Origin of the sequence: Dactylosporangium maewongense, from assembly GCF_039531485.1 — a bacterium.
GTDB classification, from domain to species: domain Bacteria; phylum Actinomycetota; class Actinomycetes; order Mycobacteriales; family Micromonosporaceae; genus Dactylosporangium; species Dactylosporangium maewongense.
Map to the genome: position 1 here is coordinate 19,704 of NZ_BAAAQD010000047.1, position 14,624 is coordinate 34,327.

General features: G+C 75.1%; 10 protein-coding genes. 4 read left to right on the forward strand and 6 right to left on the reverse strand.

What is annotated here, in order from left to right:
* Window positions 1-9: 9 nt before the first annotated feature.
* The gene (locus tag ABD332_RS55560) at window positions 10-1,032 is read right to left on the reverse strand and encodes a glycosyltransferase family 4 protein (RefSeq protein WP_344514485.1); all 1,023 of its coding nucleotides are present in this window, start codon (window positions 1,030-1,032) and stop codon (window positions 10-12) included.
* Window positions 1,029-2,054, reverse strand: a complete 1,026-nt coding sequence (locus ABD332_RS55565; RefSeq protein ID WP_344514487.1) for an NAD-dependent epimerase/dehydratase family protein — start codon at window positions 2,052-2,054, stop codon at window positions 1,029-1,031. Before ABD332_RS55565 ends, ABD332_RS55560 begins: the two co-directional genes overlap by 4 nt.
* Window positions 2,055-2,193: 139 nt before the next feature.
* On the opposite strand from ABD332_RS55565, the gene ABD332_RS55570 reads away from it, so the two are divergent.
* Both ABD332_RS55570 and asnB read left to right on the forward strand, forming a co-directional pair.
* Window positions 2,194-3,390 carry a glycosyltransferase gene (locus ABD332_RS55570; protein WP_344514489.1) on the forward strand — a complete coding sequence of 399 codons (1,197 nt, stop codon included), beginning with the start codon at window positions 2,194-2,196 and terminating at the stop codon, window positions 3,388-3,390.
* Entirely contained in the window at window positions 3,390-5,291 is a 1,902-nt protein-coding gene (asnB, locus tag ABD332_RS55575; RefSeq protein WP_344514490.1) for an asparagine synthase (glutamine-hydrolyzing), read from the forward strand. The genes ABD332_RS55570 and asnB overlap by 1 nt, the downstream gene beginning before the upstream one ends.
* Before the next feature lie 1,309 nt (window positions 5,292-6,600).
* Here the strand turns inward: asnB and ABD332_RS55585 are convergent.
* Both ABD332_RS55585 and ABD332_RS55590 read right to left on the reverse strand, forming a co-directional pair.
* Entirely contained in the window at window positions 6,601-7,494 is an 894-nt protein-coding gene (locus ABD332_RS55585) for a class I SAM-dependent methyltransferase (protein WP_344514493.1), read from the reverse strand.
* Window positions 7,475-8,764 (reverse strand): O-antigen ligase family protein, encoded by a 1,290-nt coding sequence (locus ABD332_RS55590; RefSeq protein ID WP_344514495.1) that lies wholly within the window; start codon window positions 8,762-8,764, stop codon window positions 7,475-7,477. Before ABD332_RS55590 ends, ABD332_RS55585 begins: the two co-directional genes overlap by 20 nt.
* Before the next feature lie 54 nt (window positions 8,765-8,818).
* Here ABD332_RS55590 and ABD332_RS55595 point away from each other — a divergent pair, with 54 nt between their 5' ends.
* Window positions 8,819-10,903, forward strand: a complete 2,085-nt coding sequence (locus ABD332_RS55595; protein WP_344514497.1) for an acyltransferase family protein — start codon at window positions 8,819-8,821, stop codon at window positions 10,901-10,903.
* The gene (locus tag ABD332_RS55600) at window positions 10,900-12,096 is read left to right on the forward strand and encodes a glycosyltransferase (protein WP_344514499.1); all 1,197 of its coding nucleotides are present in this window, start codon (window positions 10,900-10,902) and stop codon (window positions 12,094-12,096) included. The genes ABD332_RS55595 and ABD332_RS55600 overlap by 4 nt, the downstream gene beginning before the upstream one ends.
* A 48-nt stretch (window positions 12,097-12,144) precedes the next feature.
* On the opposite strand, the gene ABD332_RS55605 is transcribed toward ABD332_RS55600, so the two are convergent.
* Together ABD332_RS55605 and ABD332_RS55610 are read right to left on the reverse strand one after the other, a co-directional pair.
* Window positions 12,145-12,672, reverse strand: a complete 528-nt coding sequence (locus tag ABD332_RS55605; protein WP_344514500.1) for an Ig-like domain-containing protein — start codon at window positions 12,670-12,672, stop codon at window positions 12,145-12,147.
* A gap of 62 nt (window positions 12,673-12,734) precedes the next feature.
* Window positions 12,735-14,453 carry a DUF4012 domain-containing protein gene (locus tag ABD332_RS55610; protein ID WP_344514502.1) on the reverse strand — a complete coding sequence of 573 codons (1,719 nt, stop codon included), beginning with the start codon at window positions 14,451-14,453 and terminating at the stop codon, window positions 12,735-12,737.
* Window positions 14,454-14,624 lie beyond the last annotated feature (171 nt).

Here is a 14,624-nt window from a genome sequence, read left to right on the forward strand (position 1 = left end):
TGCGGGCGGTCAGCGCACGCGCTGGGCCGCCGGTGCGGTCGGTGTGGGTACGCGCAGCAGCAGGCACACGGCGGTGGTGCCGGCGAGGGCGGCGATGCCGAGCCCGGCGGTGGCCGGCAGCTGACCGGCGCGCACCAGCAGGGCGAGGCCGCCGCAGAGGGCCGCGCCGGTGGCGAGCGCCGCGGCGACCTGCGCCGCCGACAGGCCGAGCAGCCGCAGGCGGTGGGAGGTGTGGTCGGCGCCGCCCTGCCGCCAGGACCGGCCGGCGCGGCGGCGCGCGACCACGACCAGCGCGGTGTCGACGACGGCGATGAGGGCGAGCAGCAGCGGCACCGCCAGCGTGCCGGGGGAGCGGTCGGGTGCGGCGACGACGGTGCCGGTCGCGATGAGGAAGCCGACGAACAGCGAACCGGCGTCGCCGAGGAAGATGCGGGCCGGTGGCCGGTTGTGCCACAGGAAGCCGACGCAGGCGCCGCCGAGGCACCACCACAGCGCCTCGCGGCCGGAGCCGGTGGCGGCGACGCCGAGCAGCACGGCGGTGACGGCGGCGGTCGCGGCGGCGGCGCCGTCCATGTTGTCCAGCAGGTTGAAGGAGTTGGTCAGCAGCACGATCCACGCCACGGTGAGCGCGACGTCGAGCCAGTGCTGTCCGGTGACCGGCACGGTGTGCCCGGCGAGTGCGACGAGACCGGCCGCGCCGGCCTCGACGACCAGGCGGGTGTTGACGCTCAGCGGTGCCAGGTCGTCGATGAGGCCCAGGGTGCCGACGGCGGCGGCCGCGACGGCCAGCAGCAGGGCCGCGGCGGGCGCGGGCCCGCGCGCGACCAGGAGCAGCGCCGGCGCGAGGGTCGCCGCGGCGACGGCGAGGCCGCCGAGGTAGGGCGTCGGCGCGGCGTGGGCCTTGTGGCCGCCGGGGCGGTCGACGATGCCGGTGCGCACGGCCGTGCGCCGGCACACCGCGGTGAGGACGGCGGCCAGCGGGACCGCGACGAGCCCCGCGAGGACCGGTGCGGCCAGCCAGGGCGGGTTCACGACGCGACCAGCTGCCCTTGCGGGACCGGTGCGGCGGCCTCGGCCCGTGCCTCGGCGATCGCCGCGGTCAGCACGTCGTGCAGCGTGCGGCGCGGGGCCCAGCCGGTCAGCTCCCGCAGCCGCCGGGTGTCGGGCACCCGGCGGTGCATGTCCTCGAACCCCGAGCCGTAGGCCTCGTGGTACGGGATCAGCTCGATCGGTGACGGGCTGCCCGCGGCGGCGACGACGAGGTCGGCGAGCCGGCGGATGCTGATCTCGTCGGAGGAGCCGATGTTGACGGTCTGCCCGATCGCGGCCGGCGTGGCCAGCAGCCGCAGCAGCGCGTCGACGACGTCCGCGACGTGGACGAAGCAGCGGGTCTGCTCGCCGGTGCCGTAGACGGTGAGGGGGTGGCCGGCGACCGCCTGCCTGGCGAGGCGCGGGATGACCATGCCGTAGGCGGCGCTCTGCCGCGGCCCGACGGTGTTGAACAGCCGGGCGATGATCGTGGGCAGGCCGCGCTCGCGGTGGTAGGCGTTGAGCAGGATCTCGTCGACGGCCTTGGCGGTGCTGTACGCCCAGCGGACGACCGACGGCGAGCCGAGGATGCGGTCGGCGTCCTCGGGCAGCGGCCCGGTGCTGTTCTTGCCGTAGATCTCCGAGGAGCTGGTCAGCAGGACGGCGCGGCGGTGGCGCCAGGCGGCCTCGACGACGTTCTCGCAGCCGCGGAGGTTCGTGGTCAGCGAGGCCAGGGGCTGCTCGACGATCAGCCGGACACCGACCGCGGCGGCGAGGTGCACGACGACGTCGCACTGGCGCACGAGGTCCTCGACGACGAGCTCGTCGAGGACGGAACCCTGCACGACGCGCAGCCCCGGGTGGCCTTCGACGCCGGCCAGGTTGGCGCGGCGGCCGCTGGAGAAGTTGTCCAGGACGACGACCCGGTCGCCGCGGCGCAGCAGTGCCTCGACGAGGTGCGAACCGATGAAACCGGCGCCGCCGGTGACGAGGTAGGTCTGCGGCTGCGGCGTCGTCCCAGGCACGATCGGTGGCCTCCAATGGCGGTGGGATGGTGTGCAGCGGATGCGGCTCTTGCCGCACGAATCTATCGAATTCCGGCAAAGCGGTTTGCAGAACACGAAAAATCGTTTTATAGCCATATTGAGGTCATATGGTGGTGGCGTGGAAGATGAATCGTCGGCAGGGGGCGCGGCGACGCTCACCGCCGTTCCCGCACAGGCGTCCACGCCGGCGGGTGCGGGACTGCGGGTCTGCATCGTGATCGGGCAGCTGGGCCTGGGCGGCACCGAGAAGCAGATCGTCATGCTCGCCGACGGGCTCCAGCGGCGGGGGAGCGACGTCACCGTCGTGGTCCTGACGGGCGAGGGGCCGCGCTCGGCGGCGCTGCGCGAGGCCGGCGTGCGGACCGTCTATCTCGGCTGGACCCCCCGGCCGGGCTGGCGGGCGGTGTCCTGCCTGCTCGCCACGTTCGTCCGGCTCACCCGCTTCCTGCGCGAGACCCGCCCCGAGCTCGTGCACGCGTTCCTGTTCCACAGCTACGTCATGGCGGCGCCCGCGGCCCGCATCGCACGCGTGCCGGTCGTGATCGCAGGGCGCCGCAGCCTGGACGACTTCAAGCAGGGCCGGCGAATGGCGCTGCTCACCGAGCGGATCGCCACCCGGATGACGCACCTGCTGGTCGCCAACGCCTACGCCGTGGCCGCCTGCGTCCGCCGTACCGAGAAGGTCACCACGACCAAGATCAAGGTCATCTACAACGGGCTCCCGGACGAGGCCTTCGCGGACGCCCGCCCGGCGCACATCCGCAGCAAGCGCCCGGTCGTGCTGTGCGTGGCCAACTTCAAGCGGTACAAGGGCCACGACCACCTGCTCGAGGCGGGCCGGCTGCTCAGCGACCGCGGCACGCCGTGCACGTTCGTGTTCGCCGGCGGTGGCGAGCAGCGCCGGGCCCTGATCCGCCAGGCCACCCGGCTCGGGGTCGACCTGCGCATGCTCGGCCCGCGCACGGACGTCGACCGGCTGCTCGCCCGCGCCGACGCCGTCGTGCTGCCGTCGCTCACCGAGGGCATGAGCAACGCGGTGATGGAGGCGATGGCCGCCGGCCGGCCCGTCATCGCCACCGCGGTCGGCGGTTCGCCGGAGCTGCTGGCCAACGGGCGCGGGCTGCTCGTGCCACCGCGGGACCCGGCCGGGCTCGCCGACGCCATCGCCGGCGTGCTCGCCGATCCGGGCCGGGCCCAGGCGATGGGCCGCGCGGCCCGCCAGTGGAGCCGGATCCACCTGCACAGCGACACGATGGTCGACCAGCACGTCGACCTGTACCGGGGGATGCTCGCCGCGGCGCAGGTCCGCCGCTGATGTGCGGGATCGCGGGTGTGGCCGGCGCCGGCGCGGACGCCGTGCTCGTGCGGCGCATGTGCGACGTGCTCGCCCATCGCGGACCCGACGACGAGGGCATCCACGACGGTCCGGCGGCGGCGCTCGGCATGCGCCGGCTCGCGATCGTCGACGTCGCCGGGGGTCGGCAGCCGGTGTACAGCGAGGACCGGTCGGTGGTCGCGGTCTGCAACGGGGAGCTGTACAACTTCGCCGAGCTGCGCGCCGACCTGATCCGCCGCGGCCACGCGTTCACCAGCGCCGGCGACACCGAATGCCTGGTCCACCTGTACGAGGAGTTCGGCGACGACCTGGTGCACCGGCTGCGCGGCATGTTCGCGTTCGCGATCTGGGACGCCGGCCGGGGGCGGCTGCTGCTCGGCCGCGACCGCGTCGGCAAGAAACCGATGTACTGGCGCGACACCGGCGGCGGCGTCGCGTTCGCGTCGGAGGCGAAGGCGCTGCTGCAGGACCGGGCGTTCACCCCGCGCCTGGACGTGGTCGCCCTGCACCACTACCTGACCTACCAGTACGTCCCCGCGCCGTGGAGCATCTTCGAGCACGTGCACAAGCTGCCGCCCGGGCACCTGCTGACGTGGCAGGCGGGCCGGGTGAGCGTGCGCCCGTACTGGCGGCTGGACTGCACCGAGACGCCGGTGCCCGACGAGCCGGCCGCCGCCGAGCGGCTGCGGGACCTGCTGCTGGACGCGGTCGCCACCCGCCTGGTCGGCGAGCGGCCCGTGGGCGCGTTCCTGTCCGGCGGCCTGGACTCCTCCGCCGTCGTCGCGGCGATGGCCCGCCTGTCGGCGCGACCGGTCCGGACCTTCAGCATCGGGTTCGACGACGACCGCTTCGACGAGCGCCGGTATGCGCGCCAGGTCGCCGACCGGTACGGCACCGACCACCACGAGATGGTCGTGCGGCCGGCCGACCTCGGTCCGCTGCCGCAGCTGCTGGCGGACCTGGCGTGGCACTTCGACGAGCCGTTCGCCGACCCGTCGGCGATCCCGAGTTTCTTCGTGGCCCGGCTGGCCCGGGCCCACGTCACGGTGGTGCTCAACGGCGACGGTGGCGACGAGTGCTTCGGCGGGTACCACCGGTACCTGCTGATGCGGTCGCTCGCGCGGCTGCCCGCGCTGCGGCCGCGGCGGCTCTTCGACGGGCTCGGCGCGTACGGGGACCGGGCGGCGCCGCGCAGCACGCTGCGGCGGGTCGGCAGGACGCTGCACCTGCTGTCCCGCCCACCGATCGGCCGCTACGCCGGCATGATGTCGATCTTCTCCGAAGACCAGCTGCGGACCCTGTACACCGACGACCTGCGGGAGCGGCTGCGCGGGGTGGACAGCGTCGCGCTGCTCGAGGACGCCTTCCGCCGCTCGGCGGCGCCCGACGCCGTCGGCCGGGTCATCGACGCCGACGTCAACACCTACCTGCCCGGCGACCTGCTGGCGAAGGTCGACGTCACCACGATGGCGAACTCCGTCGAGGCCCGCTCGCCGCTGCTGGACCAGCACCTGCTGGAGTGGGCCGCCGCGCTGCCGACCCGGCTGAAGGTCCGGCCCGGCACCACCAAGTACCTGTTCCGGCGGGCGATGGCGGACTGGCTGCCGGCCGAGGTCATCGACCGGCCCAAGATGGGCTTCGGGGTCCCGCTGGCCGCGTGGCTGCGCGGCGACCTGCGCGAGCTGACCTGGTCGGTGCTGACCGACGCCACCGCCCGGTCGCGCGGCCTGTTCCGGCAGGACGCGGTGCAGGCGATGCTGCGGCGCCACGACGGCGGGGTCGACGAGAGCCGGCGGCTGTGGTCGCTGCTGCAGTTCGAGCTGTGGCACCGCCAGTTCGTCGACGCCGGCGGCATGGCGCGTCTCCAGACGTCGCCGTGACCGCACCGTGACCGCATCAGGGCCGTCGCCCCGCGCGATGCGACCGGGCCAGGGCCTGCCGCAGCTGACCCGCAGCGTGGGGGTTCGGCTGCTGCTGGTGGTGCTCGGCGGGACCGCCGGCGTCGTCGTCGCGCGGGCCCTGCAGCCGGAGGGGCGCGGCGCCTACGCGATCGTCGTCGCCGTCGCGACCGCGACGATGGCGGTCGGTCACCTGTCCCTGGAGCAGGCGTACGTCGGGCTGTGGCCGGCCCGGGAGGCCGCCGTCACGGCCGGCAGCGTGGTGCTCGCACCGGTGCTCGGCACCGCCGCCGCGCTCGGCGCCGCCGGCCTGGCCGCCGCCGGCGTGTTCGGCGCGGCGGCCACCGCGGCGCCGGCGGTGCTGGCCTGCGGGCTGCTGGCGGTGCCGGCGATGATGACGGTGCTGCATCTCAACACCGTGCTGATGCTCACCGGTCAGGTGCGGGTGGTCGACCGGGCGCTGCTCACCTCCGGCGTCCTGCAGTGCGCCGCGCTGGTGGGCGTGGCGCTCACCGGCTGGATCAGCGTCGGCTGGGTCGTCGGGATCTGGGCGGTCTCCTCGGCGGTGCCGCTGCTGCTGCAGCTGCGGGCGGTGCGCCCCCGGCTGCCGCTGTTCGACGGCGCCCTGGCCCGGCGGGCACTGGGGCTCGGCGTCCGCTACCACGCCGGATCGACCGCGCTGTACCTGACCTACCGGCTCGACGTCCTGGCGCTCGCGGCGATGACGTCCGCGCGGGCGGTCGGTCTCTACACCGTGGCGGTGACGCTGGCCGAGCTGACCCGCATCCCGACCGACGCGCTGGCCCGGGCCTGCCTGGCCGGCCAGGCCGTCGCCGATCTGCGCTCGGCGGCCGCGGCGACCGTACGGGCCACCCGCGTCTCGGTCGCGCTGGGGCTGGCCGCCGCGGGCGGGCTGGCCCTGGCGGCGCCGCTGCTGGTGCCGCTCGGCTACGGCGCTGCGTTCCGACCGGCCCTGCCCGCCGTGTACGCCCTGGCCCCCGGACTGCTCGCGCTCGGCGTGACCCGGCAGCTCGGCGCGTACCTGATCCGGCTGGAGCGGCCCGTCGTCATGTCCGCGACGTCGGTGGCGGCGCTGGCGGTCAACGTCGGGCTCATCCTGGTGCTGGTGCCGCGGTGGGGGATCGTCGGCTGCGGGCTGGCCGCGTCGATCAGCTACGGGTGCCTCGCGGTGGTCCACCTGGTGTGGTTCTGCCGGGCGAGCGGGACCCCCGCCGCCCGGCTGCTGCCCGATCCCGTCAGCGCGCTGGCGGCCGCCCGCGCGGCCGCCGCGTCACTGCGCCGGCGCAACGACGCGGCGGCCGGTGCCGACCCGCTCGAAGACGTACTCGTTGCAGCCCAGGCCACCGCCGCACGTGGTGAGATGCCGAAGCTCGAAGCCGCGGCCGGTGAGGAACCGGAAGACCTCCTCCGGCTTGGCCACCTCGAACGGGTAGCCGCCGACCCAGTCGACGAGGTCGTGCCGGCGGGACATGCCGCGGGTGCGGGGAGCCGGCCGCGCGGGCGCGGGACGGCGGTGCCCGGTGCCGAGCCTGACGGCCCTGATCAGCGTCTGCAGTGGACGGTGCCGGGCGAGGTAGACGGCGCTGAGACCGACGAGTGCCGCGCGCAGCGCCGGCCCTGAGCGGTTGTACCGGCGTTTGACCCGCCGCCACGCCCGGCTCGCGAAGCCCTGGTCGTTGTAGACGGAGATGTAGAGCCGGCCGCCGGGAGCGACGAGGTCCGTGACCCCGGCGAGGGCCGTCCAGAGCCGGCCGGTGTGGTGCAGCACGCCCCACGAGTAGACGACGTCGAACTGGCCGAGACCGGCGAGGTAGTCCGGGTCCAGGACGGAGCCCGTCTCGATCCGCCAGTCGCTGTGCGGGGCGAACCGCCGGCGCAGCTCGGTGGCGGCCGCCACCGACGCCGGGTCGAAGTCGAAGGCGTGCACCCGGGCGCCGAGGCGGGTGGCGGCGAGCGAGAACAGGCCGCTGCCGCAGCCCGCGTCGAGGAACGTCCTGCCGTCCAGGCGCTTGCCTTCGGGCGGACCGGTCAGGCCGAGCGCCGTGGTCAGCGAGGCGGTCGCCGTGTCGATGCGGACGTCGTCGACGACCTCGACGAAGGACATCCAGTTCGCGCCGAACGCGAACCGGTCGCCGGCACGGACCTCAGTGGTGGAGTCGAGCATCGGTGGTGGTCTCCTCAATGTCGGCGCGCCGGTCGCTGCCGCGACCGGCCAGCAGGACGCCCAGGCACACCCAGAACAGGCCGCTGGCGGTCAGGTTGGACAGGGTGTTGGCGAAGAACAGGTTCGCCGCGCCGGCCGCGACGGCGGCCCGCAGCGGCAGGAAGCCCGCGCCGGCCCGCCAGCACAGCGCGGTGGCGAGCACGGCGAGGAACAGCACCAGGGCGGCCGCCCCGGACTCGGCCGCCAGCCGCAGGAAGTCGTTGTGGGTGTTCATGTAGATGCCGAGCCGTGGATCGGCGGCGGCGATCCGCGGGAACGTCGCATACCCGATGCCGAGCAGCGGGTGGTCCTGCGCGATGTCGACGGCGAGGCGGGCCGCCTGGAGCCGGACCTCGCTGTTGATGGTCAGCTGCGTGGCGCTGCGGCTGCCGACGACCGCGTCCGCCAGCGGGTTGGCCACCCGCACCGTCGCGAGACCGGCGACGCCGGCGAGGGCGGCGCCGGCGATCTGCCAGCGCGCCGGCCGGCCGGCGAGGAGGGCCACGACGATCCCGACGGCGGTCGCCACGACCGCTCCACGGGAGTGCGTCTGCACGATCGCGGCCAGGCAGCAGGCGACCGGGATCAGCCACGCGACGCGGCGCTCGGCGCGGGCCAGGCCCACACCGGTCGCGACGCAGATGGCCAGCAGCGCCCCGAAGTAGTTGGCGAGCAGCCCGGCGCCGGACATCCGGCCGCTCACGTAGACGCCGTCGACCGTCGCGAGCACGGCGGCGACCGCGCCGGTGACGGTCACGACCCGCGCGACGGTGAGCGGACGCGGCGGCAGGAAACCGATGACGGCCGCCAGCATTAGCCCGATGAGCAGGCCGGACAGGTCGCTGTCGCGGCCCGGCGGCCCGTCGCCGCGGGCGCTGACCACCAGCGCGGCGGCGAGCAGCGTGAGGCACACCGGCGGCCAGCCGAGCCGCACGCGGGCGTCCCGGGCGGCGAACGCGCGGCGCACGACGGTGACGATCAGGATCGCGGCGCCCACGTACACGCCGATGTGGGCGAGCGGATAGGCGGTGGTGGCCGTGCTCAGCGGCACGAGCGACGGCACGATCATGCCGGGCCGCATCGCGGCGACGGCGACGGCGAGCGCCAGGCCCAGGCCCAGGGCCAGCAGCGGCTGCCGTAGCGCGATGTAGGCAACGAGGGCGCCCGCCGCCACGCCTTCGACGACCCATCCCGCCGACCAGGTGGAAACGCGAAGGCCGCCCGAAGTCACATTCACGATTTTACGGGTGATTTGGGCGATTAGCTCCTAATATCGGATTCTGTGATGGCAGCGGGCGGTGAGGAGACACGGCACCACCGTCGCGATATCCAGGGGCTGCGCGCCGTGGCGGTCACGCTCGTCGTGCTCTACCACTGCGGACTGCCCGTCCCCGGCGGCTTCGTCGGCGTCGACGTGTTCTTCGTCGTGTCGGGCCACGTCATCTGCGCCATGCTGCTGCGCGAGCTCGCCGCGACCGGACGGATCCGGCTGCGCACCTTCTACGCCAGGCGGGCCCGGCGGCTGCTCCCCGCCCTGGCGGTGGTGTCGGCGGCCACCATCGCGGCGACGACGCTGCTCTTCAGCCCGCTCGACGGCAGCATGTCGGCGGTCGGCTACGCCTCGGCGGCCGCGTCGCTGCTGTGCGCCAACGGCTACTTCTTCCGCTTCGCCGGCAGCTACTTCCAGCCGCACGCCGAGTCCAACCCGTTGCTGCACCTGTGGACGCTGTCCATCGAGGAGCAGTTCTACCTGCTGTTCCCGGCCGCGCTCGGGGCGGTGTGGCTGATCGCCCGCCGCCGGCGTCCGCAGCGACCGGCGACGGCCGTGCTGATCACCGCCCTGGCCCTGGCCGGCGTCGCCTCGCTCGGCCTTGCGGTGTGCCTGACCTACGGCTGGGTGCCGCGCGCCGTCGGGGTGCCCGCGCTGACCGACCCGGAGGTCGTGCGCCGGCTCGCGTTCTACGCGCCGGTGACCCGGGCCTGGGAGTTCCTCGCGGGCGCCGCCGTCGCCGTCGCGACCGCCGGCGGCCGCGCACCGCGGCGCGCGGTCCGGACACTGCTCGCCTGGACCGGAACGGTGCTGCTGGCGGCCGCCGCCTTCGGCATCGACGCCGATGACCCGTTTCCGGGGCTGCTCGCCGCGGTGCCGGTCGCGGCGGCGCTGTGCCTGCTCGTTGCGGGCAGCGCCCCGGGCCCGGCGGCGCCGACCGCCTGGCTGTCCGCGCGTCCCGCCGTCGCACTGGGGGACCTGTCCTACAGCTGGTACCTCTGGCACTGGCCGGTCATCGTCATCGCCGGCACCTGCCTGCCGGACCTGCCCGGCGTCCGGCCGCTCGCCGCGCTCGCCTCGCTGGTGCCCGCCGTGCTGGCCTACCGGCTCGTCGAGCTGCCGATCCACCGCCCGGACCGCCGCCGGAAATCGCCGCTGACCGCGGCCGCCACCGTGCGCCTCGCGGTGGTGTGCCTGCTGCTGCCCGCCGCCGCCGGCCTCGGCGTCGCCGTCGCCACGCGACACGGCTGGTTCCGGCCGGACATCGCCGCCGTCCGCGCGATCACGGCGCCGGCACACATCGACCTGACCGCCGGCTGTGCGCAGCAGCTGCCGCTCGGCGACCCGGCCCGGCGGCCGTGCACGTGGCCCACCCCCGGCTCCCGGGGCACGGCGCTGCTCATCGGCGACTCGAACGCCGGGCACCTCGCCGAGCCGGCGATCGCGGCCGGGCGGGCCGCCGGGCTGGACGTCCAGATCGCCACCATGGGCGGGTGCCCGCTGCTGAGTCAGGTCCGGTACCTCAGCGAGCCGTGCCGGCGGTTCGCCGAAGGCAGCCTCCGCGCCATCGCCGAGCACGATCCGCCCTACGGCGCGGTCATCGTCTCCAACGCCAGCTACGGCTACCTCAACGGCAGCGCCGCCCCGCTGCTGCTGCCCGACGCGCCCGGCGACGCCCACGGGTCCGCCCGGCAGCGGGAGATCGCCGCGTGGAGCACCGACCTGGCGCGGACGGTCGCGACGATCGCGCCGCGCAGCCCGGTCATCGTCATCGGCGCCGTCCCGCAGCATCGGGACCTCCCCGGTTGCCTGCGGCCGCGGCTGTTGTCAACGCCCTCCCCGGACTGCGGTCACCTGCGGCCGGACGAGGTGCGCCGGCTGCGCGACGACATCGTCGCCGCCGAACGCGCTGTGGCGGCGAGCGCCGGCGCGCAGTACCTCGACCTGGGCGAGCGGCTGTGCACCGCGGGCGGCGGGTGCAGCGCGTTCGTCGACGGCGCCCTCGTCTACCGCGACGGCGCGCACCTCAGCGTGTCCGGAGCCATGCTCTACCAGCAGCCGTTGCGCGACGCGCTCACCCGCACCCGGAGCTCGCCATGAACCGTGATCCCGAGGTACGGCGGCTGCGGGTCATGCGGGTGCTGACCCGCCTGAACGTCGGCGGCCCGGCGATGCAGGTGTCCACCCTGTTGCGGGGACTCGACCCGGCGCGGTTCGAGCACCGGTTGTACACCGGGCACGTCGAGCCGGGCGAGGCCGACTACCACCTGCTGCACGGGCTGGACCTGGCGGTGCACCACGTGCCGACGCTGGGCCGGCGGCTGCGCACCGGCGGCGACTACCGGGCGCTGCTGGACCTCACCGCCGAGATGCGCCGCTTCCGGCCGCACATCGTGCACACCCACACCGCGAAGGCCGGGACCCTCGGGCGCATCGCGGCGCTGCTGACCGGCGTCCCGGTGCGGGTGCACACTTTCCACGGGCACCTGCTGCACGGCTACTTCACGCCGGCGAAGACGCGGCTGGTGACCGGCGTCGAGCAGGTGCTCGCGCGGCACACCCACCGGCTGGTCGCGGTGGGCGGCCAGGTCCGCGACGACCTGCTGCGCGCCGGGGTGGGCCGGCCCGCGGCGTACCGCGTCATCATGCCGGGCACTGCCCTCGGCCCGATCCCGGCGCGCGGCGAGGCCCGGCGCGCGCTCGGCCTGCCCGCCGACGGCGCGGTGATCGCCTACGTCGGGCGGGTCACCGCGATCAAGGGACCCGAACGGCTCATCGACGTGGCCCGCCGGGTGCACGCCGCCGACCCCACCGCGACGCTGGTCGTGTGCGGGGACGGGGACCGCCTCGCCGACACCCGCGCCGCAGCCGAAGACCTCGGCGAGGCGGTGCGGTTCATCGGCTGGCGCGCCGACGTGGCGACCGTCTACGCCGCCGCCGATCTCGTCGTGCTCACGTCGGACAACGAAGGCACCCCGGTCTGCCTCATCGAGGCGGCGATCGCGGGGGTCGCGGCCGTCGCGACCCGGGTCGGCGCGGTCGGCGACGTGGTCCGCGACGGTGTCACCGGCGTGCTGTGCCGGCCCGACGCCGCCGAGCTCGCCGAGGCGGTCGTCCGGCTGCTGGGCGACCCGGCGACCCGGGAGCGGATGGGCAGGAGCGCCAGGGAGCTGGCGGCGGCGCGGTTCGGCCCGGACCGGCTGGTCGCCGACACGGACCGGCTCTACACCGCGCTCGCCGTCGAGCGGGGCTGGTGGCCGCGGTCGGCGCTCGGGGTCGCCACGCAACGGTAGGGCCGCGACGTCAGGGTGCCGTCGCGGCCCTACCTGTGGCGACCGTGCTCAGTCCGCGGTGCCGGTCCGCCGGCGCCACCGCACGCCTGCGACGACGAGGAGCGCGCCGAGCATGACCGTGCCCGCGCCGATGAGCGTGATCGTCGGCAGCTGGCCGTTGGCGACGCCGGTCGTGGCCAGTTGTGAGTCGCTGGACGAAGAGTTCGACTGGTTGACACTCCTGGCGAGGACCACGACCTGCTGCGTGACCACGCCGTTGCTGGTCGCCGCGCTCAGCGTGGCGACACCGGGGTAGCTCAGCGACATCGCCAGGGACCAGTTGCCCTCGGCGTCGGCGTTCACGGTGCCCGCCATCTCGGAGCGCCCGTTGGCGTACTTCACGGTGACGGTCACCGTGTCGAACGGCGTGCTCTTGCCGGAGAAGGTCACCGTGCCGTCGCGCCGCACCGTGCTGTCGGAGACGCCACCCGTCGGCGGGGCCGGCGGGTACTCCACCTGGGCATGCGCGGGAGGAGCGAAGGTCATCGCAACGCCGGCCAGCAGCAGGCCGCACAGCAGCGTATACAGCCGTTTCATGGCATCAACCCTCCTTGTCGTAGAAAGTCCCATTTGTGAGCCATGTTCTCAACGTAGCGGCCTCAGCCGCAGGATTCAGCCGAACGTGACTCGACGGTCCAGGGCCTGACGGTCGGCGTCGTGCGCGCCTGCGGCTTCCAGCCCCCGGGCTGGACCTGCTGCGCGACCAGCCGCACCTCGAGCACGCGGCTGGCGCCCGGTGGCAGGTCGACGGACGTGACCACGACCATCCGGCCGCCGTCGGACCCGCTGGCCAGCCGCACCGGGGCACCGTCGAGGGTGCCGCGCTCGACACCCCAGTCCACCGGCGCGTACACGGAGACGAACGTGCGCGCCGTGTACGGGTCGGTGACCTCGGCGAACGTCAACACGCCGGCGGGCAGGCCCGAGGCGGGCGCCGCCGATCGCAGCGTCACCCGCAGCGTCAGCTCCCGCAGCCCGTCGCTCGAGCAGCCCGCCGACACCAGTTCGAGCGACGGCACGAGGTAGTAGTCGAGCTTGGAGCCACCGCCGTCGTTGAGGAACACCCCCACCAGCGGCGCCGCGGCGGCGTCCCGGTCGGGCAGCGCGCCCTCCAGCGGGGTGCCGGCGAGGCCGCGCTGCTCGTCCGGCGACGCGCTCCACACGAGCAGGCGCCGCTCGGCGACGATGCGGCTCAGCTGCGTGAGCAGCGCGCCGCGGTTGAGCGCCCGGCCGGTCAGCGCCTGGAACGTCGCCCGGGCCGCGTCGGCGAAGTAGGCGTCCTGCTGTGCCTGCGTCGGGTACCGCGCGTAGGTCTCGGCCAGCAGCACCCGCACGGCGTTGTCCGTCGCCAGGGCCGGCCCGCCGGCGACCGCCACGGGTCCGGTCGCGGCGAGCAGGTAGGACAGCGCGACCGGATCGGTGGCGACGACACCGTCGACGGTCTCGCCGGAGCGGCGGCGGTACATCTCCCGTGCCACGGCCGCGGCGGTGGGGAAGTTCGGCACCATGGTGATGTTCGCCGGATGGCTGGCGACGCCGGCGCCGTACAGCGACCGCACCTGCGGATCGACGGGCAGCACCGGCGCGTCGAACGCGCGAAGCCCGACGGACGCGGTCCCCTGGGCGGTCATGGTCAGGTGGCCGTCGCGGGCCGCCACGACGGCCCACGCGCCGGGCATCCCGCCGGTGGCCCTGACCTCCGCGAGGTTCTGGAACAGCACGAGGTACCGCCGCTCGCCGCCACCGCCGAGCATCGCCGGCAGGAGCTGGACGGCCTGCTGCGCGGCGCGCAGCGCGTCGCCGCCCCGATCGAGCTTGCGGCGCAGGTCGGTCACCGCCGCGCCCGCCGCCGGGTCGAGCGCCCGCACGGGGATCGTGGCGAGGCGCTTGCGGATCGGGTCCAGCGCCGCGAGCGCCGTCGTCACCGGCTGCTCCAGCGCGCGGATCTGCCGCAGGTCCACGCCCGAGGTGGCCGGCTGCGCCGGCGGGTCGAGCTGCCGCGCCGCGTCGAGCAGCGGTGGGAGCACGTCCCGGGCGAGATCGTCGGCGGCCGTGGCGAGCACGCGGGCGGCCCGGATGTCGCGCCCCCTGCCCGGCAGCAGGCTCGCGAGGCGCACCGCCGGGTCGTTCGCCGCGGCGGCCGCCGCCCCGGTCCGGCGTTGCACCGCCGCGAGCGTCGCGGCCGCACCCTCGCGGTCGCCGGACATGGCCTGCTGCTGCAGCCGGCGGGTCAGGTCGGCGACGGCCTGCAGATCGCCGCGCAGGTCGACCGTGCGGGAGGCGGCCCAACCCGCCGTGGCCAGCAGCACGAGGAGCACGCAGCCCGCACCCACAGCGGCGCGCAGCCGGAACGGCCGTCGGCGTTTTAGGCGGTTTACGGCTGATTCATCCCCCACGGTGGACAGCCTAGGTGCCGGCCGGGGCCGCGGTGCCGGATATGCGGTGCGCGGCCCCGATCGCGTGCGGAGCCAGGCACGGGAGCCGCTCGG